The sequence below is a fragment of the Alteromonas sp. K632G genome, from assembly GCF_017653625.1.
Lineage (GTDB): Bacteria > Pseudomonadota > Gammaproteobacteria > Enterobacterales > Alteromonadaceae > Alteromonas > Alteromonas naphthalenivorans.
Genome location: NZ_JAGGDM010000003.1, coordinates 187,235 through 212,565, shown reverse-complemented (window position 1 = coordinate 212,565; position 25,331 = coordinate 187,235). Strand labels below are relative to the sequence as shown.

Genomic DNA, 25,331 nt, shown 5'->3' with positions numbered 1-25,331 from the left:
GAATTTATTGCACAAAATCCTGACGTTCAGCACGATTTAGCCAATCCAGAATCGCCAAAATTAGTGTTTGGCTATTTAACGGCAGCACTTAAAAAGCGTAAAGAAATGGGCATCGCACCTTTTACGGTGATGTCGTGCGATAACATTCAACATAATGGTGATGTACTCAAAGCCATGTTGTTGTCTTATGTTCGTCTTGCGGATACCGATTTTGCTAATTGGGTTGAGGAAAACGTAAGCTTTCCTAATTCAATGGTCGATCGCATTACTCCCGCAACGACTGATGAAGACAAAGCGGCATTAGTTGAATCAGGTATTGAAGACAGCTGGCCTGTAGTATGCGAACCGTTCGATCAATGGATTATTGCTGATAAATTTTGCAATGAACGCCCAGCGTTTGAAGATGTTGGTGCACAGTTTGTAGACAATGTGGCACCTTATGAAAAATTGAAGCTAAGAATGCTAAACGCGGGTCACTCTGTGTTGGGGTTAACGGGTTCACTTGCCGGGCTTGATACAATTCATGAAAGTGTAGCCCAAACGGAACTTCGTTCTCTGCTAGCAACCTTCATGGTAGATGAAGTAATGCCAACCCTAGATCCGGTTGCAGGTATTGATGTTCACGATTACAAAAATATTTTACTAGCACGATTTGCAAATCCGTACATTAAAGATTCACTGTCCAGAATTTGTTTGGAAAGCTCAGCAAAAATTCCTGTGTTTTTGTTACCTACCATTCGTGAGAACTTAGCAAATGGTGGAAAAGTTGATATTAGTGCCCTAATACTTGCAGCGTGGAGTTTCTATTCAGATAAACGCACGTCGCAAAAAGGTACGCCGCTCGTTATTCAAGATCAACTTGCTGATGAATTGCACAATGCTGCTTCACGTTACCAAGATGATGCTTTGTCTTTCTTGAAAGTGACCAGTGTTTTCGGTGATTTAAGCGATGAGGCAGGCTTCACGCCTGTATATCAAGGTTACTTGAGCCGAATTTATAGCGGTGAGTCTATTTTAGAAATAGCTAAATCGCTAACAAGTGCACCAAACGAGCCAGCTCTCGTCTAGTAGATACAAAGAAAAGAGGCGACCTTGTGGTCGCCTCTTTAAGTGCAGATTACTCTGCAACCATGTTGAATCTTTTCACATGGTATGTGAATTTTTTATTTGTAAACGTCCGCTCAGGGCTGCTTATAATCTTCCGCTCAGGGCTGCTTATAATCTTCCGCTCAAGACTGTGGCAATTTCGTTACCTTCCAAACCATTCTCAGCAACCCATGCTTGCAACGTCTTACCGTCTGTTTCTGGTGCTGATAAATCACTCTTTGGCATCTTTTTAACTAGCAGTGAACCTGCTTCTACAGCGTTGCTCAGCATTGCTGTACGTATCAGGCTGTTGCCGCTACAGCTAACACCCGAATAATAATCTTTTAGTTTAAGGCGATAATCTGATTCTACAGAACGCATTTTCTTGCGTAGCTCACCTTTATCATCTGCTTGTACGATAGTACAAATGTTTGCTAATGCTTCGTTTACGTTGGCTTGCGCCATGCCAGATACACCCAGAGTTGCTGCGATAACTAGCGAAGTTTTAACGATTTTCAACATGGTCAATTCCTCGGTTTAATTTAAAAGTATGTTCGTTCGTTGGGTTCTATTAAACGCAAAATTTTTGAGGTTAGAAAGCCTTGGTCTAATACTAAGGTATACAGTTTAATATCTAAGTGGCGTTGAAAGGGTAAGCGCAAAAAAAGGCACACCACTAAGAAGAGGTGTGCCTTAGGGAATAACGAGTAAACGTTAATGGCTTTTAAAGTGGCTCGACACTTCCATAATCTGCTCACGCATCCACATATGGGCGTAATCGTGATCTGCACTTACGTGCCAATATAAGAAGTACTCTACGGTAGGTAGATCGAAAGGTAATTCATAAATGGCTAAGTCGTAGTGTTTAGCTAGATGAAATGGCAAACAAGCTATAAGGTCGGTTTTCACAATTGTACTGGGCACAGTTAAAAAGTGTTGGCTTCGCATAACTTCTTTACGGCGTTTACCCATTCTATCTAGTGCTACATCAATAGGGCCGGCACCTGATTTACGTTGCGACACATTAATGTGACCTAAGCGTAAAAAGGTGTCTAAATCTAAACCGTTCTTTAACGCAGGGTGGTTCTTTCGTGCTAAAACCACAAATCTGTCTTGCGCTATTTTTTCTTTGCATAAATGCGGATCGCTAAATGTGGACGCATCGGCGAAGAAATCTAAGGTACCGCTGGCCATCGCAGATACAATCTGACTACGAGGAATTTCGTAATTAGTTAGGCTAATATTGGGCGCTAGGTTTTGTAACCGCGAAACCAGCCTTGGCATTATGCTAACTTCTAGCAAATCTCTGCTAGCAAAGTTAAATGCCTTTTCTGCAGTTAAAGGGTCAAACGTATGACTCTCTTGCACGCTTTTTCTTAACAAGGCTAAGGCTTGTCTCGCAGGTACAATAATATTCTGTGCAACAGGGGTGGGTGTCATGCTATGACCGGTTCTTACGAACAATGGGTCGTTCAGCATTTCCCGTAAACGAGCCAGTGAATTACTCACCGCAGGTTGTGTAATACACAATACATCAGCTGCTTTTGTTAGGCTTCCCGCAGTATATATGGCGTCGAATACGGCGAAGAGGTTTAAATCAATTCTATTAAGATTCATTGCGCAATCCTTGTCTGGCGAGTGCCAGTATGAAAATACCAAAAAGTAACTGGCGAATTCTTTGGTTAATATTATTTTTACCTTATTGTAACAAGGTTATTTATAAATACCTATTATTAAAAGTTAATTGAAATATTCAATACATCAATAGTACTGTTCGTCTTAAATTAACTACCATTGGTCAAAAAATATGAAAACACTCATCGACTTAGAGGTTGGGGAAACCCTTGAACAAGCTGAATGGCTCACCATTTCGCAAGATATGATTAATCAGTTTGCTGAAGCTACGGGTGACTATCAATGGATACACCTTGATACTGAACGGTGTAACAAAGAGAGCCCATTTAGAACTACTATTGCGCATGGCTTTCTCACCGCGTCGGTTATGCCTAAGGCCTTTGAAGGTGTACTTGCTGCATCTGACGAAATTGCATCAACCATTAACTATGGTATCGATTCATTACGTTTTTTGGAGCCCGTGAAATCAGGCGATGCAATCAAATATCACTTCAAATTGGTAGAAGTCGTCAACAAACCTGCTGGTAAACTATTTAAAATGGAATCAAGCTGCGAGCTGGCCTCGTCAGGCAAACCAGCACTGGTGGGGACTTTTCTTATGTTGGCAGTAATGCAACCTAGCGAGTAATAAATTCGCTGTGAGTACACTATATTTTTACTGTGTACTCTACTGGCTAGGAGGCTCGCCCGCGTTGTTGGGGATGTTGGTAGTTTGAACATCAATACGCGGGCTCTCTTGTTCGGTATTAATGGCGCGTATTGGATAGGGAATAATAATACCTTCTGCGGCATATCGCTTATGTAATGCCTTTATGAATGCTGATTTTATAAAGAAGCGATGGAAGTACTCTTTTGCTCTCAACATCACCGTGAAATTGATGCTGGAATTATCAAAGGTGTGGTACACCACGAAGGTATCGTAATCATCAATTCCCCATTCATGGGAAACCAATATTTCTTTGGCTACCTCAAGGGTGACTTTCTCTACGTGCTCAAGATCAGAGTTATAATGTACACCTACATCAACCGGTACTGATAACTCTTTACTCGGGTAGAAATAATTAATTATCTTAGATTCAGCTAATACACTATTTGGTACAATAATAGTGTTGTTGGGTAACATTTTTATCCACGTGGAGCGCCAACCAATACGCTCTACAAAACCTTGCTCTTTACTCTCTAATTCAATGAAGTCGCCTACTCTAATAGGCTTGTCCATAACCAGTTGTACCCCTGAAAAGAAGTTCTCTAGAGTGGGTTGAAGGGCAAGCGCAACGGCAAGCGATGTGATACCTAACGACGCGATAATAGGGGTAATTGAAATGCCTAACGTACCCAACATTATTAATATACCAATACCTACGATAAGGCCTTTCACTATGCCTTTAATAATGCCCGTGCTACTTCTAAGTGAATCTGAGCGCTGTGTTTGATTGGCAAGTAACCCAACAGCAAAACGATTTAAGAAAAGAATAGCGGCAGTGATCAGTAATATTTTAGACGCAAGGGAAATTGAGCTCGCATAGGACGCGTTTACAATACCGTACTTGTCGAACAGCCAGTTTAAAATCCAAATATCGATGACGAAAATAAGGATGGTGAGGGGCAGGTTTAAAGAGTGTGCCAGTAACGAGTCGTAGAAATGTGAGGTGCGATCGGTAAGCAACAAAAACTTTCGTAGAAAGATGCGCTTAATTAAGAACATAAAAAGGTTCGCAATTATCACAGTAAAGGTGATAACTAATTCAGGCACTAACAGTAAGCCTGCAAAGTCAACTTCTGGCATGGCTATCCCTTGACCAATAACATACAAATACGCGACGAAGTCATTCACACTAAGACCGATTTGAAATCAATGCGTGAATATACACACTTACATGCAGCAAATAACGTTCCAGCCAAGTTTACTCAATTGAATCTAGAGAGTAATTAAGAGTATCGGGGTTTATTATTATCCGCAAAGTCGTTGATTGTTATTACTATAGGCCTTTCAACACGGGTAGTCGCGGCATGTTTGTGATTTTACTTAAAAGGAGTGTCAGTGTTAGGCCGCGAAGAAGTAAGCTGGGAAGTTGTTTGATTCAACGCCAAACAAATGCACTAAGTTAGTGCAAATCGGTTTTTCTTTTATTCTTATATTTTCATCTTCAAATCGTTAAAAAGACATACCAATTGCAAGACCGGCAACCACAGCGCTTTCATGGTTTCTATGATAGTCATAGTGCAGTTGCGGCGAGACCGTAATACCAGATATCTCGAACTCATATAAAAACCTAATCGTGCAACTTCCATTTTATGGCTACCGTGAAATTCTACCCCGGGGCCAATCTGGGCGATAAAGCGGTTAGTAATGTGGAGGTCCGCAACCAGTAAATACGTGTAGGCGTCTAAATCTTCAAATGCATATTCGGCAACGAAGCCAAGCCCCAAGAAATCGCTAATACGATATTCATAGTCAATACCTAGGGTAAACGCATTACCGCACTCTTCTGTATACGTTGTGCCTACAAGGGCGGAAAGATGATGAGGTGACGTTTGCCAATGATGAGCATTTCCTTTTGCAGCAACAGTAGGGGCAAATGCCAAGGCTGTAATCAATCCTGTAGCTATTTGTAATCGCATGGTGTGCTCACTACTCTTTATGGTGTATTCCTAGAAAAACGTTTCTAACACTCCCTAAATCGTAGGTAAGATATTAAAAGCTTACCAATGAACTTTAGTTGAAATGCACATAAAACAGATAAATTAGTCATTCCACTTCTATTACTTAAATAGGTAAACTCTAGGCAAGGGATGCTTACAAGAAGGGCAACTGAAAGCTCATCTAGAGGCAATAACAAATTAATAGTAAGGAGCGCTGCGATGAATAACGAAGAAGAAACGACTAAGTTCCTGGAGGCTTGTACTACTCAGCTTGTTAGTTTGTACAACGCAAGTAAAGAAGGAAAAAACGTAGATGCAGATAAATACCGGGTGCAAGGGTTTATGCATGCAGGCGAGCTTCTTGGGGTAATAAGCAAAGGCGAAGGGCAGGCGCTTATCGCTGACTTACACTTACAGGTTTTTGGAGAAACCATTGACGAACGAGCAAAAAGAAAGAGTAAACTGGAAGCGTTAAAGGCGTCAGATCCAGATGCCTATATTGAAATTCCAGCGATAGAAAGACGTTAACTGGCATTAAGCATTTGTATTGTAAGCCACGACTATAGGCGTCTACAGCGTGGCCTAAATACAATATTCGTGTGAAGTTAATTAGATGCGTCTTCAGCACCTTCTTCAATCGCTTCACCAGCGCTTTGAATGTCTTCTCCCGCACCTTCTACCGTTGCACAGCCATTCATACCTACTACAGCAGATGAAAACAACAGGGCAGTAAAACTACCTCTAAGTAATTTCGATGTTAAAAATGACGACAAAACTGACTTTTTCATGGCATATCTCCTGGTTTAATAATCAATGTTACTTTGATGCTTTACTCATCACTTGCTTCGCCATCCGCATCTGGTTGATCGCCAGAACTGCGAGTTGGACTAGATTCGGTTTCTAATGTGGCCTCTTGCTTTTCAAGCATATTGTTAAGGTTATCGCTTCCCTTGGAATTAAAATCCAATGTACGAATAGGGAAGGGAATTAAGATATCGTTTTCTTCCAATACACGTTTAACAGTGCATATCGCTTCATGGCGTACCACCATAAAGCCGGGGTCGCCTGGGTATCGTATCCAAAACCAAAGCAATAGATTAATACTAGAATCACCAAATGACGCTGCGTAAACCGCCGTTTCGTCTTTCTTTATTACATAGTCTTTTTCATTCATAGCGTCGGTAATGACTTCGGCGGCTTTTTCAATGTCATCGGCATAGGAAATGCCAACAGGAACCTCAATACGTCTAATACCTTCCACTGAGTAATTAGTTAAGATATTTCTAAAGAGAATTTTATTGGGAATGATTTCACGTTGCCCGTAAAAGGTAGATACCAAGGTGTTTCGCAGGTTAATTTCCTCTACCGTGCCGAAAACCCCCTCAGCTTTAACCACATCACCGATTTCGAATGGTTTACGAATACCCATCGCAATTCCCGCAATAAGGTTTTCCGTCATATCTTGAAAAGCAAAGCCGATGGCCAAACCCACAATACCCGCACCGGCAAGTAACGAAGTAACCGTTCCCTTAAGGCCAACAAAATCCAGCGCAATGAAAATACCGAAGACAACAATGAGCGACTTAATAATAGAGGTAAGTAATTTGGCGATTTGTCGAGACTCGAATGCTCTTCGCATTACCTTTCCGACAATATTTCCGACTACTTTTGCCAGTATTCCGAAAACAATAGCGATTAATATTGCTACTACAAAGTTGGGTAAGTGCTTAATTCCGCTCTCGATCCAACCCTCAAGCTTCTGGTTTATCAGTTGGTAAAAGTCATCAATATTCGGAAAATCCATAGAACTCTTTCATTTAGCAAACAATATGCAGTGTCTATTCAAGATTTATTCCGTCATAGTTTTTCTTTAACTTTATGTTTTGTAAAAGAAAATTAAATCGGTTTTTTTGGCGGTGAAAAATTGATAAGCAAAAAATACAAGAGTGGGAAATAACTACGCAATAACTAAATGAATTTTATAGGTGTTAGACAAAAGTTTGTGTGGTCTGACCATGTGTAAAATTAATGTAAATGTATTATTCACAATAAATTTACAAAGTGTGTGATGACGCTTAACATCAATATTGCAGGTCAAAGATTGTTCATTGACCTTTCACAATAACAATGAGAAATCGTCCAGCCTGTTGCTAGCGGAAAGTGTGGGTTTTACCGGTAGTGATGCGCCCAGATTTGGAATCACACTATGAAATTTAAAACGCGTAAGACTGCAGTAGCTGCCTTAGTCAGTTCTGCCTTATTTTGTTCTCCTTTTTTAGCGTATGCGCAAGATGCTAACGAAGAAGTTGAAGCTGAATCTAAAAGTAAAAAAGATGTAGAGTTAATTCTCGTTACAGGGAGCTTTGTTCGTCGCAGTGAGAACTTTGAGTCACCTTCACCGTTAGCGGTAGTAGACAGCGTTGCTATCGATTCAATAGGTGCTAAAAATATAGCGGATATTACACAAACATTAACGATTAATACTGGCGCAGAGAACAACCCTGATGCCTTTACACAAAACGCCACAGCCGGCACCTCAAACATTAACTTACGTGGGTTGGGTGTTGCATCTACCTTAGTATTGTTAAACAACAAACGCCAAGTGGTAACCGCTCAACCTACGAACGAAGGGTTAAATTTCGTAGATACAAGTTCACTCGTGCCTATGATTGCCATTGATAGAATGGAAGTCGTAAAAGACGGTGCATCAGCCTTGTACGGTTCTGATGCGGTTGCAGGGGTGGTCAACTTTATTACCAAACGTAATTACGATGGTGCGATGGTCAGTGTTGATTATCAAGACGGCGCCCATGGCGATAACAAAGAATACATATTCCAAGGTTTATGGGGAGCAACAGGTGACAAGGGCAGTGTACTAGCAGCAATAAGCTACACCAACCGTTCACCGCTCTTTCTAAGTGACCGACGTCTAAGTCGTCCTGAAGATGACACCAGTGCGTTAGGTAACCCTGCATCATACTTTGTGACTATTCCAGGCGCTGGCTCATTACCTATCATCGACCCTTATGGGTGTGAGGAATTCGGTGGTGCACCAAGCTTGCTTGCTCCAAGTGGTACAATTCCAGGCTTAGAGGTTGGCTTCTGCGGCTTCGATTTTGGTAAGTTCTATTCTTATGTTGCCGATGAAAGTCGAATAAATTCCTATGTAAGAGCAGACTATGAGTTTGCTAATGATATTACATGGACAGCTGAGCTTAGTATGGCGCGTAACCGTGCTGAACGTGGCGGAGCGCCAAGTTTTCCTATTTTAACATCACCGATTGTTCCTGATTACCACCCTCAAAATCCATTCGGTCAGTCTGTTGCCTTCTTTGGCCGCGCTGAAGGAAATGGCTTCGATGGTGATCCAGCAAACACAGAATCAGATACCTTTAGATTCAGCACCAATTTGCAAGGTGTGACTGACAGCGGTTTCTGGGAGGTGAGTTATACCCGTGCAGTGAATGATTTCTTATTCAAAGTACCTGATGTATTAAACACTGAATTTCAGCTTGCGCTGTATGGTCTAGGTGGCTCGGCATGTGATCCTATTGCGGGAACACCTGGCGAAGGGAATTGTGAATTCTTCAACCCTTTTGCTACTGCTTATTCGTCAGCACCTAACTCTGATTATGTAGTTGACTCGTTCACCGGCACAGAAATCATAGATTCAAAAGCTGATCTTGAAGTGTTCGAAGCATTTACTTCATTCGATATCTTTGAAATGAGTAGTGGGTTTGCTGCGTTAGCAGTAGGTGTGCAATATCGCGAAGAGCAGTTAAGCCAAGATTATGATGATTTGGCTAACCAAGACAGCTTCACCTTCGTTATAGGTAATCCAGATATTGATGGAAGCCAAGACGTATGGGCTGCCTTTGGTGAACTTGCTTTACCATTAAGTGAAGATTTAGATATGCAACTCGCCGTTCGATATGAAGACTACGGCGGTAGCATTGGTAGCACAGTAGATCCTAAGCTTGCGGTTTCGTATCGTGCAACTGATGAATTCTCGCTACGGGGATCGATATCTACGTCGTTTAGAGCGCCTACCGTGTTCTTAGCACAAGGTGGGGCTACGTCACTACAACAACTTATTGACCCAGTACAAGGTGCTACGGCGTTTGTTGCGGTGAGGACTTCAGGTAACGAAGATCTTAAACCAGAAGAATCTACTGCATATAATATTGGTTTTTCATACGAGCCTTTCAGAGATTTCTCTATTGAGCTTGATTACTGGAACTTTGAGTTCAAAGATTTAATCATTCAGGAAAATGCGCAAGCAGTATTAAATCTTGACCCTACCGATACCGACCGCATTATTCGTGCTGGCGACCCGTTAAATGGCCCTGTGTTACAAGTTAACAACACTTACGTGAATGCAAGTGAGATGGAAACGTCGGGTATCGATTTTGTGACTAGTTACAAGATTGACACTGAGTTTGGTAGTTTCACGCCGTCTTTAAACGGTACCTACACCATGAAATATGACCTGATGGATCCGCAAGCGGGTAATATTGACGGGGCAGGGCGCAGAAACTTCAACAATATCGGGGTTTCTTCACCTGAACTTAGAATGAACTTCGGTCTTGCGTGGAAAAACGACATTCACGCGGCTAACTTATTTGTTCGTTACATTTCTTCGTACGATGATGACCAAAACTGCGCAGATGGCACTACAAACTTAGGTGCCTGTACAAATGGTTTATACGAAGTAGATAGCCATGTCACAGTAGATGCTCAGTACAACATCGACTTAGGTTCGCTATTTGAAACGGAACAAAGTTATGTTGTCACTGTAGGCGGATTGAACTTATTTGATGAAGATCCTCCTCAGTTGTTTACCAATAGTGGTTTTGATTCAAAAGTGCATGACCCCCGTGGGCGTCAAATTTATGCACGGTTAGCGGTAGAGTTTTAACACTCAACCTTTTTAGCCTGAATAAACCCAGCGGCCTATGCTGAGTGCTCATGACAATGCGCATTCGCTTAGGCCGCTTTTTTATGTAAAGAATTCTCGCCAATATTTGTATTTTTACTTCATCACTTTCTTATCTAAAAAGCTGAATTCATAACGCGTATTGTTTACATTGTTTACTTATAAAAAAGGAGGCTTAAATGAGTACGCTATTAACCCGTGAACAAATTCAAGACAACCTTGAAACTTTAAATGAAGGTTTAGAGGAAAACGAACGGTGGGCATTAAGCGATAATGCTATTGAAAAGACATTTACCTTTAAAAGTTTCATTCGTGCATTTGGTTGGATGTCACAAATTGCTATTTGGGCAGAGAAATTAAAGCATCATCCAGAATGGTTTAATGTTTATAACCGGGTTGAAGTGAAATTAACTACTCATGATGTGGGTGGTTTAAGCGAATTAGATTTTAAACTGGCAACAAAAATGGAAAGCTTTAAACCCTAAACGTTTAAGTTTTGACCTTAAATTGTTTGGCGATTAAACATAACGATTAATAATGAAGCGAACAGTCAGAAAAGTGAAATAATTAAGTAATAAGTCCTTGTGTTACAAAAGTGCGTATGTATAATACGCCCCACGTTGAAGGGAGACATCAAACACCTCAAACCAACAACGTTATTTTCTGGCGCGGGATGGAGCAGTCTGGTAGCTCGTCGGGCTCATAACCCGAAGGTCGTAGGTTCAAATCCTGCTCCCGCAACCACAGAAAATTAAACGATTTAAATACTGAGTTGTCTAAGTATAGAGACAAGCAGTAGTTCAAAAGAACAGACGCGGGATGGAGCAGTCTGGTAGCTCGTCGGGCTCATAACCCGAAGGTCGTAGGTTCAAATCCTGCTCCCGCAACCACATTATAACCCTGGCTTATGCCGGGGTTTTTTGTTTCTAAAGCACAGCTTCTTGATTTTCATTTCTCAATTACTTCACTTCATTATATGTCTTCACGCTAACCCCCTGTTTTGTTGTCAATACAGACCATCCTAAATTTCTCAGTAAAGCCTTTGCATGCACCAAAGGTGGTAGCTTTCGCTTAATTGCCAAAGCTCATATATAAGCCCGGCTCTTAAGCGGGATTGCCGGCACACGCTTGGCCAATTTAATTTACAGCGCATATTTAATTAGTGAACGTAAAATGGTAAAAGTAACCCTAATAATAGAAAAAGAAGAAATATACCCTTGGTATATTTGATAATTCTTAAATTTCCTTCGCTTCGAAATGCGCGCTTTTGGGTAGTATGATTCAAGAATATTTTACGATAGGGCAAGAGGTCACCTTGCTCGATGGAAGTTATGACTTTGGCTTAGTAGCACTATCGTTAACGATTGCTATTTTTGCGTCATTTATGGCATTTAACGTCGCCACTCAGGCCGCCGTTTCTACTAATAAATTCAGAAAATACACCTTACTCAGTGCGGGTAGTATCGCCATGGGGGGCGGGATATGGGCCATGCACTTTTTGGGTATGCTCGCCTTTGAGTTGTGCACCGCCGTTTCCTATGACGTAGGGATAACCTTAGCGTCTGCATTACCGGGCATAGCCGCGGCTTGGGTAGCGCTTTACCTCATGACAAAGCCTACCATTTCATTCACCGAAATATTAACTGGCGGCGTGCTTGTGGGGTCAGGCATCGGCACCATGCACTACAGCGGTATGGCGGCTATGGAAATGTCGCCTTTACTTCGCTACAGCCCTTCATTATTTATACTCTCAATTGTTGTCGCAGTTTGCCTCGCGATGCTGGCCCTATGGATCAATTTTGGCCTAAGTGCTGTGGGGATAAAAAAGTCGAGCTTGGGAAGGGATGCTTTAATTGCAAGTATTGTAATGGGCCTTGCCATAGCAGGTATGCATTACACGGGAATGTTAGCAGCCAGATTTGTTATGCCGCCAGGGATGGAGTTTACTTCACAGCCTTCTGAAATATCAATTTATCTAGCACTTTCAATTGCAATGGTTACGGTTACGCTCATTGCATTAGTGCTGGGTATTACCTTGTTGTTTAAGTACAAAGATGTCAGTTCACGTGCTATCGAGAGCGAACGAATTCAGCGGGCTATTACGGATATTGCGGTAGATGCCATTATTACAGTAGACAGTACCGGCATTATTAAAACAGCTAACCCGGCAGTCACTGCGGTGACAGGATATTCACCGGAGGAGCTTATTGGTCAACAAGGAAAAATACTGGCGCCAGATGACAAAAAATCAATTTACAGCAGCGATTTCTTTGAACAAAAATCAGTACCGACTGAGCAAATAATTGGAACCAGCCGAGAGGTGGTCATTGTTGGTAAAGGTGGGGAATATATCCCTGTTCGGGTTGGGATTGGGTATACCAAGGTAGATGGTAATGCCTTATTCGTTGGTTTTTTCTCTGACTTAAGAAAACGCAAAGCAATGGAAGATGCGCTGCGTGAAAGTGAAGCTAAGTTCAGGAGTTTTATTTCTAATATCCCAGGTATGGCTTATCGTTGTTTGAATGAGCCTAATTGGCCCATGGAGTTTATCAGCCAAGCAGTAAGCGAGATAACGGGATATGCCGCAGATGATTTTATTTTGCCACACCCTAAAATTACGTTTGGTTCCCTTTGTCACCCCGATGATGTGGCGCGCGTAGAAGCAGAAGTGGCTGCCCATAAAGCATTCAGTATTGAGTACCGTATTATTAATAAAGCGGGTGATATTCGGTGGGTGACCGAACATGGTGTTCATATCCTTGATGAGCAAGGCAACACTATTTATTTAGATGGCTTTATTTCTGATATTACCGCCCGAAGGGAAATGGAAGAAGAACTTAAAGCGGCAAAAGAAAGAGCAGAGCAGGCTGCCGCTGCTCGCACAAACTTTCTTGCCAATATGAGCCATGAAATAAGAACGCCAATGAATGCCATTATTGGTTTCAGTGATTTAATGCTTGCAGAAAAAATGCCGCCAGAACAGCACGGTCACCTTACCACGGTAAATCGCTCTGCACGTTCACTGCTGCACCTGTTAAACGATATTCTTGATAGCGCTAAGTTAGATAAAGGCAAACTCGATTTAGATTATCGCGACTTCATAATTCGCGAAGAAGTCGATACCGTGATTTCTACATTTTGGCTTGAAGCCAAGCGCAAGAGAATTTCATTAGAAGTACAAGTGGGGAGCGAAGTTCGCGAGGCCTACAATGGTGTTCCAGAGCGTATTAGGCAGGTGCTTAATAACTTAATTGGTAATGCTGTTAAATTCACTGGCGATGGCAGTGTGGTGTTAGAAGTATCCAGTGACAGCTCTTTTGTCTACTTTAAAGTAAAAGACTCGGGTATTGGCATGAATAGCGAGCAGGTCAATCGTGTATTCGACGCATTCGCCCAAGCTGACGCGTCAATGAGTAGAAAGTATGGCGGCACAGGTTTAGGCACAACTATCTCTAAACAGCTTGTTGAATTGATGGGCGGAAACATTTGTGCGCAAAGCGAGCTTGGCGTTGGTAGTACTTTTACCTTCCGCTTACCGCTTGTGCCAGCAAAAGCCCCTATGGCAATGGAAGAAGGCAAACCTGTCCAATTGCCACCAATGCATATTCTTATCGTGGATGATATCGCTCAAAATATTGATTTGTTGTCTTTGTTATTATCGCGTTCTGGGCATACCGTCGAAGTAGCGCGCGATGGCCAAGAAGCACTGGAAAAAATGAATATCCCCGGTATTGAATTGGTGTTGATGGATTTGCAAATGCCGGTATTAGATGGCCTAGAAGCATCAATACTAAGACGAAAATATGAGGTTGAGCATGGCCTACCTCCGATGCCAATTATCGCGTTAACAGCCAGTGTGTTAGTTCAGGATAGACATGCCGCAACCGATGCGGGAATGGATGGCTTTGCGAATAAGCCTATTGATTACCCCGTACTTACTCGAGAGATGGCACGGGTGCTGGGCAAAGAAATTGATGAATCAGCCACATTAGTTGTTAATAATGATAAATCAGAAAAACCTAAATTAAGTAAAGTGGTAGACGTAAATCGAGCAATTATGCTTTGGGGTGACGCACAAACCCATCGCAACGAAGTGGCGCGATTTACCCGTGAAAACGAAGCCAAAATTGCGCAAATAAGTACAGCTATTCTCGATAACGATGCAGCAAAAACAGCATCGCTGGCTCACGGCATTAAAGGCGTTGCCGGAAACCTATGTTTAAACCCTCTGATGTCAGTTTGCCGAGATATTGAGAAAAATGCACATGCTGGTGAATTAGATATTTCAACAGTACAAATACTTAAAAAATCATTCAATGAAGTGATTACATGGCTTCAAGGCACTCACGAGACCAAAACGGTGCACGTTAAGCAAGATGTTAACTACACTGTGTTGTTAGAGCACCTAACTAAACTGAAACAGAGTGTTGAGCAGAACATGCTTGATGAAGATGAATTACAAGAAGTTAAAGCGCTTGCTGGTGGTGAATACAAAGACACCATAGCCTCCATTATTATGGATATTGATGATTTTGAGTTCGAACGTGCCGAAGCGCAGCTCGTCGAGCTTATTGATACGTTGGCCACAGAGACTGAAACGCAATAATGCTTAGAACTATTGAAAAGCCTACCTTGTTACTGGTTGATGATGAGCCAGTAAATTTAAGAGTCTTAAAGCAACTGTTAGCTGCAGACTACCAACTCATTTTTGCCAAGAACGGTGAAGAGGCGATTAGATTAACCTCGCAGCGTCAACCTCAACTTATTTTGCTAGATATTATGATGCCAGGACTTACAGGCTTCGAGGTATGTAGAATATTAAAAGGTCAAGACGATACACGTCATATTCCAGTTATATTCGTTACTGCGTTAAATGATGAGCACGATGAAGCAGAGGGTTTTGAGGTTGGGGCAGTTGATTATATTACTAAACCCATTTCACCACCGGTGGTAAAAGCCAGAGTTAAAACCCATTTGTCGTTAGTGCAGTCTGATGAACTTATGCGTACTCGATTGCAAGTGGTACAGCGCTTAGGCCGTGCAGCTGAATATAAAGACAACGAAACCGGCATGCACGTATTACGCATGAGTCATTACTCAAAAGAATTGGCACTCGCTTACGGGTTTAGTGATGAACAAGCTGAAATATTACTGCACGCAGCGCCTATGCACGATATAGGTAAAATTGGTATTTCCGATAGTATCATGTTGAAGCCGGGTAAATTGACAGACGAAGAGTTTGCAATAATGAAGACCCACCCTGAAATTGGTGCTGAAATTTTAGGGGAATGCGATTCTGCATTGTTGGTGGTAGCCAAGTCGGTATCACTGACTCATCATGAAAAATGGGATGGTAGTGGCTACCCGAACGGACTAGCAGGTGAAGATATTCCTATTGAGGGAAGAATTTGTGCCGTGGCAGATGTATTCGATGCGCTTACCAGCAAACGGCCTTATAAAGAGCCATGGAGCGTAGACAAAACATTAGCCTTTATGGAAAGTCAGAAGGGCAAGCATTTCGATCCGGCGCTAATTGATTTGCTGATGGCAAAATTACCGCAGATATTAGAAATAAAAGAAAAGTGGAAAGACGAAGACTAGACAAAGACTAATAGAGTCTGTGCTATAAATCATGGGCTACTAACTAATAGTCGAGTGTTGTTGCTTAATGTGACGTCAATCAGTATAATGCGCTTATTAAGTGATGGTAGCGGGCTCCCTCAGTGTTTAGGAAAGTAACGCTTCCATTCTCAGCAAACTATCACCTACCGGTGTTTTTTACCCATGTGTTTGCATTTGTCTTTTTGACAAATTTGGGTTCAGAATTTTAATAAAAGCCCCGCTAGTCCGGGGCTTTTTGTTGTATTAGACCCTGGAGTCAGCCTAGCTGAGCTAGGTGATGACAGGTGGGCTTAAGGCCCTTTTTTCGTTTTTGGAGGTTTGCATTGGCAAAACTTGAAGAGAAACTAACCGAAATGCTTAACCCAGGTGTAGAAGCTTTGGGGTTTGAATTGGTTGGGATCGAATTTGTACGAGCGGGGAAACATTCAATTCTTCGCGTTTTTATTGATCATGAAAACGGTATCTCCGTAGATAATTGTGCAGATGTAAGTCATCAAGTGAGTGCGATATTGGATGTTGAAGATCCAATTAGCACAGAGTACAACCTAGAAGTATCTTCACCAGGTATGGATAGACCGCTTTTCAAAGAAAAGCATTATGTTGATTCTGTAGGTGAAGTTGTTCAGGTTCGTTTATCTATGCCGATGGACGACAGACGTAACTTTATAGGCAAAGTATTGGCTTGCGACAATGGCGTAGTCAGTATTGAAGTGGATGGCCAGCAGTTCCAGTTAGCTGTGGCGAATATCGAAAAAGGTAACGTTGTTCCCACATTCGAATAACGGAACAGCAATGCTTTCATCGACGAAAGCTTGAGTGAGGCTAAAATGAATAAAGAAATTTTGTTAGTGGCGGAAGCCGTTTCAAATGAAAAACAAGTGCCTAGAGAGAAGATTTTTGAAGCGCTGGAATTTGCAATAGCCAGTGCCACCAAAAAGAAAAATGAAGGCGATATTGAAGTACGAGTAAGTATCGACAGAACCTCTGGCGACTTCGACACATTCCGTCGTTGGTTAATTATTCCTGATAATCAGGAACAAGAGAACCCGTTCGCAGAAATCACCCTTTCTGCTGCACAAGTAGAAGAGCCTGAGCTTCAATTAGGCGATTATGTGGAAGATCAGATTGAATCTATCAAATTTGACCGCATAACTACGCAGACCGCGAAACAAGTTATCGTACAAAAAGTACGTGAAGCTGAACGCGCGCAAATGATTGCAGAATACGAAGATAAAGTCGGCGAGTTGGTAACCGGTACGGTTAAGAAAGTAAACCGCGACAATATTATTATCGATTTAGGTAATAACGCCGAAGGTGTTATCTACCGTGACGATATGCTTCCTCGTGAAACGTTCAGACCAGGCGACCGTGTTCGCGGCTTACTATATGTAATTCGCCCTGAAGCACGTGGCGCTCAATTGTTTATCAGCCGTACTCACCCTGACATGCTTGTAGAGCTATTCAGACTTGAAGTACCGGAAATTGCTGAAGAAACACTAGAAATTAAAGCGGCGGCTCGTGATCCGGGTTCCCGTGCAAAAATTGCCGTTAAAACTAACGACAAACGCTTAGATCCAGTTGGTGCGTGTGTGGGTATGCGTGGTTCACGCGTACAAGCAGTATCGGGCGAATTGGGTGGTGAGCGTGTTGATATCGTATTGTGGGATGAAAACTCTGCACAGTTTGTTATTAACGCCATGGCCCCTGCAGAAGTTGCCTCTATTGTTGTGGACGAAGACAGTCACATGATGGATGTAGCAGTAGAAGCTGACAACCTTGCTCAGGCAATCGGTCGTAGCGGTCAAAACGTTCGCCTTGCTAGCCAGTTAACTGGTTGGGAACTGAACGTGATGACAGTAGAAGATCTGAACAAGAAACATGAAGAAGAAAACGCGAAGGTATTGAACATCTTTACCGCTGGCCTAGATGTAGACGAAGAGTTTGCTGCTATGTTAGTTGATGAAGGTTTCACCACCTTGGAAGAAGTGGCATACGTGCCAGCAAGCGAGCTTCTTGCCATCGACGGACTTGATGAAGATACCGTTGAAGAATTGCGTAATCGTGCACGTGCATTCCTTACGACCCGTGCATTAGCAAACGAAGAATCGCTTGAAGGCGCAGAGCCTACCGAAGCCTTACTAGGCCTTGAAGGAATGAGTAAGCACGTGGCCTATGTGTTGGCCAGCCGCGGCATTACCGACCTTGAAGAACTGGCCGAGCAAGGCACAGATGAAATTAGTGATATTGATGAACTAGACGAAGCTACTGCGGGTGCGCTGATTATGGCAGCACGTAATATCGTTTGGTTCAATGAAGAGTAAAGGTCAACAGGGGGAATAATACGTAATGGCAGATGTATCTATTGAAAAGCTCGCCAGCGACATTGGTACGACCGTTGACCGATTGGTTGGCCAGTTTAAAGACGCGGGTATTACAAAGAATGCCGGCGCTCAGGTTACTGAAGAAGAGAAAAAGAAACTGTTGGATCATTTAAGTAAGCAACACGGTAGCGCGTCCGAGCCACAGCGCATGACACTTAAACGCAAGACAACCAGTACTATTAGCGTAGGCAAGTCTAAAGAAGTTAAAGTAGAAGTACGTAAAAAGCGTACTTACGTTAAGCGTACTGATGCTGAAGAGCAACAACGCATAGCTGAAGAAGAAGCGAAGTTAGCCGAAGAAGCACGTTTGAAACGTGAAGCAGAAGAAAAAGCTGCTGCTGAAGCAAAACAAGCTGCTGAAGAAAAAGCACGTAAAGCGGAAGAGTCAAGAAAGGCTGCTGAAGAAGAACGTGCTCGTCGTGCTGAACAAGCGAAGAAAGAGGCTGAAGCACGTAAGAAAGATGAGCCTGAAATGTCTGCTGAAGAAAAAGCGGCTCAAGAAGCTGCTCGTCTTGAAGAAGAACGTCTTCGTAAGGCTCAGGAAGAAGAAGCACAGAAGAAGCTTGAAGAAGATGCTAAGAAAGCCGCTGATGAAGCGCGTAAATTAGCAGAAGAAAACGAGCGTCGTTGGAAAGAAGAAGCTGAAGCTCGTAAGAAAGCGGAAGCTGAAGAAGTGCATTTACATTCAAATCGCTATGCGCAAGAAGCAGAAGACGAGCAAGACGCGCAAGTTGAGCGTTCTTCACGTCGTCGCAGAAAGTCTAAGCGAAATGCAGGTGAGCACTTGAAGCAAGGCTTCAACAAGCCAGCTCAACCTGTAGAGCGTATCGTTAAGCTTGGTGAAACTATCACTGTTGGCGAACTTGCTAGCAAGTTAGCGATTAAGTCGAACGAAGTTATCAAAACCATGATGAAAATGGGTGAGATGGCAACAATTAACCAAGTTCTTGACCAAGACACAGCAGTACTTGTTGTTGAAGAAATGGGTCACAAATTTGAACTGGTTAACGACAACGCGCTTGAAGAAGAATTGTTAGCTGATGATGGCACAGGCGGTGATAAAACTTCACGTGCACCTGTAGTTACCATCATGGGTCACGTTGACCACGGTAAAACGTCACTACTTGATTACATTCGTCGCGCGAAAGTGGCTGACGGTGAAGCGGGTGGTATTACACAGCATATCGGTGCTTACAAAGTACAAACTGATAATGGCGAAATCACCTTCTTAGATACGCCTGGACACGCCGCGTTTACTGCAATGCGTGCTCGTGGAGCAACAGCTACCGATATCGTTATCTTGGTTGTTGCGGCAGATGATGGCGTGATGCCACAAACGAAAGAAGCGGTTCAACATGCTCGAGCAGCTGGTGTACCGTTAATCATTGCCGTGAACAAGATGGATAAAGAGTCAGCCGATCCAGATCGTGTTAAAACTGAGCTTTCTCAACTTGAAGTTATTTCAGAAGAGTGGGGCGGTGAGCACCAGTTCTGTAACGTTTCTGCTAAAACCGGTATGGGTGTTGATGGTCTTTTAGAAGCCATTAACCTTCAAGCTGAATTACTTGACCTACAAGCAGTAGCTAAAGGTCCTGGTCGCGGTATCGTTATTGAATCACGTCTTGATAAAGGTCGTGGTCCAGTAGCTTCAGTACTTATCCAAGAAGGTGAGCTGAAAGCTGGTGATATCCTGCTATGTGGCGAAGAGTACGGACGTGTTCGTGCAATGCGCGATGAGCATGGTCAAGAGCTCAAGCTAGCTGGTCCTTCTACCCCTGTTGAAGTACTAGGTTTATCTGGTGTTCCAGTAGCTGGTGAAGATGCTGCGGTAGTTAAAGATGAGCGTAAAGCCCGTGAAGTAGCGGCTAAACGTCATCAGAAGAAGCGTGAGCTTAAACTAGCTCGTCAGCAAAAAGCCAAGCTTGAAAACATGTTTGCGAACATGGAAGCAGGTGACGTTAGCGAACTTAACATCGTACTTAAAGCTGACGTACAAGGTTCTGTTGAAGCAATTGCTGAATCGTTGATTAAACTATCAACGGCAGAAGTTAAAGTGAACATTGTGGGTAGCGGCGTAGGTGGAATCACTGAAACTGATGCGACATTGGCAGCAGCTTCTGGCGCTATCGTACTTGGCTTTAACGTTCGTGCCGATGCAACTGCACGTCGCGTACTAGAAGCTGAAGAAATTGATTTACGCTACTACAGCGTTATCTATAGCCTAATTGACGAAGTGAAAGCAGCAATGAGCGGCATGCTTGCGCCAGAGTTCAGACAAGAAATTATTGGTCTGGCTGAAGTGCGTGATGTATTTAAATCGCCTAAACTTGGTGCTATCGCTGGTTGTATGGTTACAGAAGGTGTGGTTAAGCGTAGCAATCCAATCCGTGTACTTCGTGAAAACGTAGTAATCTATGAAGGTGAACTAGAATCTCTTCGTCGCTTCAAAGATGACGTACAAGATGTACGTAACGGTATGGAATGTGGTATCGGCGTTAAGAACTACAACGACGTAAAAGTTGGAGACCAAATCGAAGTCTTCGAAATCGTTGAAGTTAAACGCGAAATCTAATTGCCTAACTAAATCAGTATAAATAAAGCGGGGGCACAAGCCCCCGTTTTTGTCTGTCACTTTTCAAAATGAGACTAGGTTGTTTATAGACTAAGCTTTAAAAGGTTATACCTTAAAGCGGCTTAGCTTCTAAGAGCCTGAGTGACTGGCAACAATCGCTGATTTAAAGACAGGAGAAAGTTATGGCTCGTGAATTTTCACGTACCGACAGAGTGTCGCAGCAAGTTCATAAAGAAGTGGCTAGCATTCTGCAAAATGAATACAAACACCGTGTAGGCGATATGCCGCTTATTACTGTGTCTGATGTAGATGTAACACGAGATTTAGCCCACGCTAAAATTTATGTGACTATCTATAACAGCACAGAAGAAGAAGGCAAAAGACAAATAAAACAGCTGGCCGAGTTTCAGCCGTTTATTCGTAGTATTTTGGCTAAGCGCTTACGCATGCGCTCTGTGCCACACCTTCACTTCTTTGAAGATAAATCAATTATTGAAGGTATGCGCATTTCTAACTTGGTATCGCAAACCGTTGCGGCAGACGACGCGAAGCGAGATACCGACGAGTCAGAAGAGAAGGAATAAATGGCAAGGCGTCGTAAAGGCCGTGATATTAACGGCATAGTATTGCTAGATAAGCCATTAGGCGGTTCTTCAAACCAACTTCTTCAAAAGGTACGTTGGTTGTTCAAAGCTTCAAAAGGTGGTCATACGGGCGCGCTAGACCCTTTAGCCAGCGGTATGCTGCCTTTATGCTTAGGCGAAGCTACGAAGTTTTCTCAGTTCCTATTAGACGCAGAGAAAACCTATGAAGTGACCGCAACCTTAGGTATTCGTACTACTACCTCTGACGCAGATGGTGAAGTCGTTGAAGAAAAGCCGGTGACGGTGGATGAAGAAACGGTTCGAAACACGTGTTTGCAATTCTTAGGGAAGAGCAAACAAGTGCCTTCCATGTTTTCGGCGCTAAAACACCAAGGTAAGCCTCTTTATCACTATGCTCGTCAGGGGATAACAGTTGAGCGTGAAGCCAGAGACATCGAAATATTTGAACTTGAAGTCACGCGAATTGCGTTGCCAGAAGTGGATATGCGCGTTAAATGCAGTAAAGGCACTTATATTCGGTCGTTAGTAGACGATATTGGTCAAATCCTTGAGTGCGGCGCTTACGTCACACGATTGCACCGTACTGAAGTAGCCGATTACCCAACGGATAAAATGGTATCTCTTGATACGCTAATTGCTACTCAAGAAGCATTAGATGAGGGCGACTTTGCTGCACTTGATGCTTTTATGATACCTATGGACACCGCGGTCAGTAGACTGCCTTTGGTCTGCATTAACGATGCTGAAAAACAGCGTTTCGATAATGGTCAAAGTGTTAAAGGCACTTGTAGCGAAGCATTAGTTGTCGGCCAGCCTTACCGAGTTTATTTTGGTGAAAACGAACAAGGTTTGTTTTTAGGCGTAGGTGAAGGCGTTCAAGATCCAAAAGACCAAGTGGGGTCTAATGGCGATATTTTTGTGAATCCAAAAAGACGGGTTGTGTACAACCAATAAAGTTTACACTTTCCCTTGCTAACTCGCGCGCTGTCATTATAATACGCGCTTCATTCCGTCTGGCTGAATTAGTGATCGGCCGGACATAATTTAGGAGAATGTTATGTCACTAACTAAAGACGAAACTGCAACAATCATTGCTGATTATGGCGTAAAAGAAGGTGATACTGGTTCACCTGAAGTTCAAGTTGCGTTGTTAACTCACAACATCAACAAGCTTCAAGGCCATTTTGCTGATCATAAGAAAGACCACCACTCACGTCGCGGTCTTCTACGTATGGTTAGCCAGCGTCGTAAGCTTCTAGACTACCTTAAAGGCAAGAACGCTGAGCGTTATCTTGACCTAATTAAGCGTCTTGGCCTACGTCGATAAGCTTAAGTTTTTAATGAAAAAAGCACCCTAGGGTGCTTTTTTTATGCCTGTAAAACATTGCCTCCATAGTAAATGTTGCGTATGTTTAGCATTGGTAATGCTTTAAGCATATGGAAATGATTAATAATAAGAGGGATGTATGTCATCAAATATTGATTACTCAACGTATTCATTGGAAGAATTGAAGCAAGCTCGCGCCACAATTGATGAAATTGAGCACCCAGAACGGGCGCAAGAGTTAGAAGAGCGAATTGTGAAGTTTGAATTACCAGAAGCTTCATCCACAGAAGCTTCGTCCACAATAGCTACCTCCCCAGTAGCTACCGCACGAGTTTTAAGAAAGGGAAAGGTTTCCTTTCATGGTAAAGCGTCAGAATTCTTTTCTATTTGGATTGTGAACCTATTGCTTAGTATTGTGACACTGGGTATCTATTCTGCGTGGGCAAAAGTAAGAACCAATCGATATTTTTATGGAAATACTGATATTGATGGTCATCGGTTTTCCTATCTAGCGAATCCATTACAAATTTTAAAAGGCCGTATTATTGCGGTGTGTTTATTTGCTAGTTATTTCATTTTAAGTGCAGTAAGTCCTATTGCAGGCGCAGTCATGGTGTTGGCTTTAATGCTACTCACGCCCTTTATGATAGTGCTAGGTCAACGTTTCAGTATGCGTATGACGGGCTATCGAAATGTTCGATTTAAATTCAATGGTGGCTTTGGTGGCGCGTTTGTGGTTTTCGTAGTATTGCCTATCGTTAGCATGTTTACCTTGTACTTAATGTTGCCATGGGCGCTTAAGAAGATAGACGAATACCTAGTTGACGAATCTGCTTTCGGTGACATCAGATTTACTACGAAATTGAGCACGGGATCTTATTATCTTGCGTCACTTGGCGCTGTGGGTATAGTCGTGGCAGTGTTTATCGTTGGTGCTAGTGTAATGGGTTTTGGCTTTAGTAGCCTTATTGAAACATTAGAAAACGGCGCACCTTTAGTGATGCTCGCTCTGCTCGGCATGTACCTTATTGCTTTTGCCATTTCATCTAGCTTTTATACCGCCCTTATTCGCAATCATATTTATGAAAATAGTGAAATACCAAACGTGGCGCAGTTTAATTCTAATGTGGGTGTAATGCCTTTGGTATGGCTTAGAACCACTAACGTTATTGCTATTGTTCTTTCCTTAGGGTTCGCTATCCCATGGGCGAAAATTCGCAGTGCTCATTTCTTTGCTAATGCAACTGAGGTCACTGTGTTATCAGGTATTGATAGCGTTACATCCGTTAACACCGGTTCTGTGGGCGCTACAGCTGAAGAAGCGGCTACGTTGTTCGATGTTGATGTCGCATTAGGCTAGCCTAGTGATACACGGGCAGTTATATCAATCAAAAGATTCAGCGGTAACATCAGTTATCGCGAATATTGAAAACAATACATTGATCATTCGTTTATTAAATGGTGACAAGCGTGTTAAGGATGAGCAATGTGTGACAACAAGCCGTCTAGAAATAGACGCGAGCGATATTGCTGAAAATGGTGAAAGTGCCGGCGTTGGCAGAAGTGAAAGCACTGAGCCGCTAAGGTTTCAGCAATCTGAAGTTAATGCGAAGTCGAAACTGGGCAACTTGCCTCGAGAAATCATCTTACCTAATGCTCGCTTACTGGTTTGTACTCCATCACCACTGTTAAATCAGTGGTTAGATGGTGGGGCAGGTAGTCGTATCTCTCAAATGGAAACGAAAAAGCCTTGGTTAATCGCGAGTGTTTTATTAGTACCACTTTTACTCTACGTTATTTTTGTACAGGGTATGCCATGGGCGGCCGTTAAATTTGCTGACCAAATACCATATTCCATTAAAACCGTAGCTTCACAGCATACGTTGAGTGCATTAGATTATTCTATGCTGGAGCCTAGCACGCTACCCGATTGGCAACGTGAGCAGTTAATGATGGGGTTCAACGCCGTTGTAGAGCAAGTTAGCGAACCCGGTACTGAGAATGATATTCGGGTACATTTCAGAAATTCCGAGCTCATTGGCCCCAATGCCTTTGCGCTACCCGACGGTACCATCGTGTTTACCGATGATTTGGTTGCACTGGTAGATGGTGACCAAGCATTACTTGACGCCATATTGTTACACGAAATTGGCCATGTGGCGCAAAACCATTCCATGCAAATGGTGGCCGAGTCTTTATTTGCCACCCTGGCGATAAGTTACTTTTTCGGCGATTTAAGCGGAGCAATTGAAGCTTTTATGGGAATAGGTTCTAGTGTTGTACAAAACCAATACTCACAAAAGCATGAATGGCAAGCTGACAACTTTGCTATTTCGAAATTAAAATTAATGCACCGAGATACCGCTGACTTTGCGGACGTAATGCGTAAACTATCGAACGAAACTGACCAGCAGGGCGCTGAAAATAGCTGGTTTCAATCTCATCCCTCAACCAAAGCACGTATAGAGAATGCTGAAAGCGCAGCATATCATGATTGATTGGTATTAGTCGTTCTAGTGGTAAT

Annotated in this window: 21 protein-coding genes, 2 tRNA genes and 1 pseudogene; 18 read left to right on the top strand and 6 right to left on the bottom strand. The window is 42.7% G+C overall.

The window, feature by feature from the left end; genetic code table 11:
- Positions 1 to 6 precede the first annotated feature (6 nt).
- A pseudogene (locus J5X92_RS21390) lies at positions 7 to 87 on the top strand (hypothetical protein); the annotation flags it as partial.
- 18 nt (positions 88 to 105) lie between these two features.
- A complete protein-coding gene (locus tag J5X92_RS05095; protein ID WP_244360250.1) occupies positions 106 to 1,068 on the top strand; it encodes a mannitol dehydrogenase family protein in 963 nt (320 codons plus the stop codon).
- Positions 1,069 to 1,215: 147 nt separating this feature from the next.
- On the opposite strand, the gene J5X92_RS05090 is transcribed toward J5X92_RS05095, so the two are convergent.
- Both J5X92_RS05090 and J5X92_RS05085 read right to left on the bottom strand, forming a co-directional pair.
- Positions 1,216 to 1,608, bottom strand: a complete 393-nt coding sequence (locus tag J5X92_RS05090; RefSeq protein ID WP_013783799.1) for a DUF3718 domain-containing protein — start codon at positions 1,606 to 1,608, stop codon at positions 1,216 to 1,218.
- Between the two features lie 192 nt (positions 1,609 to 1,800).
- A complete protein-coding gene (locus J5X92_RS05085; RefSeq protein ID WP_013783800.1) occupies positions 1,801 to 2,703 on the bottom strand; it encodes a LysR family transcriptional regulator in 903 nt (300 codons plus the stop codon).
- Positions 2,704 to 2,893: 190 nt separating this feature from the next.
- On the opposite strand from J5X92_RS05085, the gene J5X92_RS05080 reads away from it, so the two are divergent.
- Positions 2,894 to 3,349 carry a MaoC family dehydratase gene (locus tag J5X92_RS05080; protein ID WP_013783801.1) on the top strand — a complete coding sequence of 152 codons (456 nt, stop codon included), beginning with the start codon at positions 2,894 to 2,896 and terminating at the stop codon, positions 3,347 to 3,349.
- Between the two features lie 39 nt (positions 3,350 to 3,388).
- Here the strand turns inward: J5X92_RS05080 and J5X92_RS05075 are convergent, their stop codons facing one another.
- Together J5X92_RS05075 and J5X92_RS05070 are read right to left on the bottom strand one after the other, a co-directional pair.
- Positions 3,389 to 4,507 carry a mechanosensitive ion channel family protein gene (locus tag J5X92_RS05075; protein ID WP_197467658.1) on the bottom strand — a complete coding sequence of 373 codons (1,119 nt, stop codon included), beginning with the start codon at positions 4,505 to 4,507 and terminating at the stop codon, positions 3,389 to 3,391.
- A 347-nt stretch (positions 4,508 to 4,854) separates the two neighbouring features.
- Complete coding sequence (locus tag J5X92_RS05070) at positions 4,855 to 5,343, bottom strand: hypothetical protein (RefSeq protein ID WP_244360248.1); 489 nt, start codon at positions 5,341 to 5,343, stop codon at positions 4,855 to 4,857.
- A gap of 240 nt (positions 5,344 to 5,583) precedes the next feature.
- On the opposite strand from J5X92_RS05070, the gene J5X92_RS05065 reads away from it, so the two are divergent.
- Positions 5,584 to 5,892, top strand: a complete 309-nt coding sequence (locus tag J5X92_RS05065) for a hypothetical protein (RefSeq protein ID WP_057791435.1) — start codon at positions 5,584 to 5,586, stop codon at positions 5,890 to 5,892.
- 77 nt (positions 5,893 to 5,969) lie between these two features.
- Here J5X92_RS05065 and J5X92_RS05060 read toward each other — a convergent pair whose 3' ends face one another.
- Together J5X92_RS05060 and J5X92_RS05055 are read right to left on the bottom strand one after the other, a co-directional pair.
- Positions 5,970 to 6,152 (bottom strand): entericidin A/B family lipoprotein, encoded by a 183-nt coding sequence (locus J5X92_RS05060; protein WP_057791438.1) that lies wholly within the window; start codon positions 6,150 to 6,152, stop codon positions 5,970 to 5,972.
- Positions 6,153 to 6,193: 41 nt separating this feature from the next.
- The gene (locus J5X92_RS05055) at positions 6,194 to 7,168 is read right to left on the bottom strand and encodes a mechanosensitive ion channel (protein ID WP_208804865.1); all 975 of its coding nucleotides are present in this window, start codon (positions 7,166 to 7,168) and stop codon (positions 6,194 to 6,196) included.
- Positions 7,169 to 7,570: 402 nt separating this feature from the next.
- Between J5X92_RS05055 and J5X92_RS05050 the strand changes: the two genes are divergently transcribed.
- The 14 genes from J5X92_RS05050 to J5X92_RS21385 all read left to right on the top strand — a co-directional run bounded on the left by J5X92_RS05050 (position 7,571) and on the right by J5X92_RS21385 (position 25,305).
- Positions 7,571 to 10,282, top strand: coding sequence for a TonB-dependent receptor (locus tag J5X92_RS05050; protein WP_208804863.1), 2,712 nt, complete (start codon positions 7,571 to 7,573; stop codon positions 10,280 to 10,282).
- A 197-nt stretch (positions 10,283 to 10,479) separates the two neighbouring features.
- Entirely contained in the window at positions 10,480 to 10,785 is a 306-nt protein-coding gene (locus J5X92_RS05045) for a 4a-hydroxytetrahydrobiopterin dehydratase (protein ID WP_013783808.1), read from the top strand.
- A gap of 182 nt (positions 10,786 to 10,967) precedes the next feature.
- Positions 10,968 to 11,044 (top strand) — tRNA-Met (locus J5X92_RS05040).
- 69 nt (positions 11,045 to 11,113) lie between these two features.
- Positions 11,114 to 11,190, top strand: a tRNA-Met gene (locus tag J5X92_RS05035).
- 386 nt (positions 11,191 to 11,576) lie between these two features.
- Positions 11,577 to 14,906: an MHYT domain-containing protein gene (locus J5X92_RS05030; RefSeq protein WP_208804861.1), complete on the top strand. Its 3,330-nt coding sequence runs from the start codon at positions 11,577 to 11,579 to the stop codon at positions 14,904 to 14,906.
- Positions 14,906 to 15,901, top strand: coding sequence for a two-component system response regulator (locus J5X92_RS05025; protein ID WP_061997666.1), 996 nt, complete (start codon positions 14,906 to 14,908; stop codon positions 15,899 to 15,901). Before J5X92_RS05030 ends, J5X92_RS05025 begins: the two co-directional genes overlap by 1 nt.
- Positions 15,902 to 16,245: 344 nt before the next feature.
- Positions 16,246 to 16,704 carry a ribosome maturation factor RimP gene (rimP, locus tag J5X92_RS05020; protein ID WP_126872772.1) on the top strand — a complete coding sequence of 153 codons (459 nt, stop codon included), beginning with the start codon at positions 16,246 to 16,248 and terminating at the stop codon, positions 16,702 to 16,704.
- A 45-nt stretch (positions 16,705 to 16,749) separates the two neighbouring features.
- Positions 16,750 to 18,243, top strand: a complete 1,494-nt coding sequence (gene nusA / locus J5X92_RS05015; protein WP_126872773.1) for a transcription termination factor NusA — start codon at positions 16,750 to 16,752, stop codon at positions 18,241 to 18,243.
- A gap of 25 nt (positions 18,244 to 18,268) precedes the next feature.
- Positions 18,269 to 20,875 (top strand): translation initiation factor IF-2, encoded by a 2,607-nt coding sequence (gene infB / locus J5X92_RS05010; protein ID WP_126872774.1) that lies wholly within the window; start codon positions 18,269 to 18,271, stop codon positions 20,873 to 20,875.
- 182 nt (positions 20,876 to 21,057) lie between these two features.
- Positions 21,058 to 21,459 (top strand): 30S ribosome-binding factor RbfA, encoded by a 402-nt coding sequence (gene rbfA, locus J5X92_RS05005; RefSeq protein WP_013783814.1) that lies wholly within the window; start codon positions 21,058 to 21,060, stop codon positions 21,457 to 21,459.
- Positions 21,460 to 22,434 carry a tRNA pseudouridine(55) synthase TruB gene (gene truB, locus J5X92_RS05000; RefSeq protein WP_057791453.1) on the top strand — a complete coding sequence of 325 codons (975 nt, stop codon included), beginning with the start codon at positions 21,460 to 21,462 and terminating at the stop codon, positions 22,432 to 22,434.
- A 103-nt stretch (positions 22,435 to 22,537) separates the two neighbouring features.
- Complete coding sequence (gene rpsO / locus J5X92_RS04995) at positions 22,538 to 22,807, top strand: 30S ribosomal protein S15 (RefSeq protein WP_013783816.1); 270 nt, start codon at positions 22,538 to 22,540, stop codon at positions 22,805 to 22,807.
- A 139-nt stretch (positions 22,808 to 22,946) separates the two neighbouring features.
- On the top strand, positions 22,947 to 24,167 hold the full coding sequence (locus J5X92_RS04990) for a YjgN family protein (protein WP_126872775.1): 1,221 nt from the start codon (positions 22,947 to 22,949) through the stop codon (positions 24,165 to 24,167).
- Between the two features lie 4 nt (positions 24,168 to 24,171).
- Positions 24,172 to 25,305, top strand: coding sequence for a M48 family metallopeptidase (locus tag J5X92_RS21385; RefSeq protein ID WP_126872776.1), 1,134 nt, complete (start codon positions 24,172 to 24,174; stop codon positions 25,303 to 25,305).
- Positions 25,306 to 25,331 lie beyond the last annotated feature (26 nt).

Excerpts from the sequence above, each read along its gene's own strand:
- J5X92_RS05080 (WP_013783801.1), top strand. The coding sequence starts at position 2,894 with ATGAAAACACTCATCGACTTAGAGGTTGGGGAAACCCTTGAACAAGCT.
- J5X92_RS05025 (WP_061997666.1), top strand. The coding sequence starts at position 14,906 with ATGCTTAGAACTATTGAAAAGCCTACCTTGTTACTGGTTGATGATGAG.
- J5X92_RS05030 (WP_208804861.1), top strand. The coding sequence starts at position 11,577 with ATGATTCAAGAATATTTTACGATAGGGCAAGAGGTCACCTTGCTCGAT.
- J5X92_RS05060 (WP_057791438.1), bottom strand. The coding sequence starts at position 6,152 with ATGAAAAAGTCAGTTTTGTCGTCATTTTTAACATCGAAATTACTTAGA.
- J5X92_RS05095 (WP_244360250.1), top strand. The coding sequence starts at position 106 with ATGGGCATCGCACCTTTTACGGTGATGTCGTGCGATAACATTCAACAT.
- J5X92_RS05065 (WP_057791435.1), top strand. The coding sequence starts at position 5,584 with ATGAATAACGAAGAAGAAACGACTAAGTTCCTGGAGGCTTGTACTACT.
- J5X92_RS04990 (WP_126872775.1), top strand. The coding sequence starts at position 22,947 with ATGTCATCAAATATTGATTACTCAACGTATTCATTGGAAGAATTGAAG.
- J5X92_RS05045 (WP_013783808.1), top strand. The coding sequence starts at position 10,480 with ATGAGTACGCTATTAACCCGTGAACAAATTCAAGACAACCTTGAAACT.
- J5X92_RS05055 (WP_208804865.1), bottom strand. The coding sequence starts at position 7,168 with ATGGATTTTCCGAATATTGATGACTTTTACCAACTGATAAACCAGAAG.
- infB (WP_126872774.1), top strand. The coding sequence starts at position 18,269 with ATGGCAGATGTATCTATTGAAAAGCTCGCCAGCGACATTGGTACGACC.
- rbfA (WP_013783814.1), top strand. The coding sequence starts at position 21,058 with ATGGCTCGTGAATTTTCACGTACCGACAGAGTGTCGCAGCAAGTTCAT.
- rpsO (WP_013783816.1), top strand. The coding sequence starts at position 22,538 with ATGTCACTAACTAAAGACGAAACTGCAACAATCATTGCTGATTATGGC.
- J5X92_RS05090 (WP_013783799.1), bottom strand. The coding sequence starts at position 1,608 with ATGTTGAAAATCGTTAAAACTTCGCTAGTTATCGCAGCAACTCTGGGT.
- J5X92_RS05075 (WP_197467658.1), bottom strand. The coding sequence starts at position 4,507 with ATGCCAGAAGTTGACTTTGCAGGCTTACTGTTAGTGCCTGAATTAGTT.
- J5X92_RS05070 (WP_244360248.1), bottom strand. The coding sequence starts at position 5,343 with ATGCGATTACAAATAGCTACAGGATTGATTACAGCCTTGGCATTTGCC.
- truB (WP_057791453.1), top strand. The coding sequence starts at position 21,460 with ATGGCAAGGCGTCGTAAAGGCCGTGATATTAACGGCATAGTATTGCTA.
- J5X92_RS05050 (WP_208804863.1), top strand. The coding sequence starts at position 7,571 with ATGAAATTTAAAACGCGTAAGACTGCAGTAGCTGCCTTAGTCAGTTCT.
- nusA (WP_126872773.1), top strand. The coding sequence starts at position 16,750 with ATGAATAAAGAAATTTTGTTAGTGGCGGAAGCCGTTTCAAATGAAAAA.
- J5X92_RS05085 (WP_013783800.1), bottom strand. The coding sequence starts at position 2,703 with ATGAATCTTAATAGAATTGATTTAAACCTCTTCGCCGTATTCGACGCC.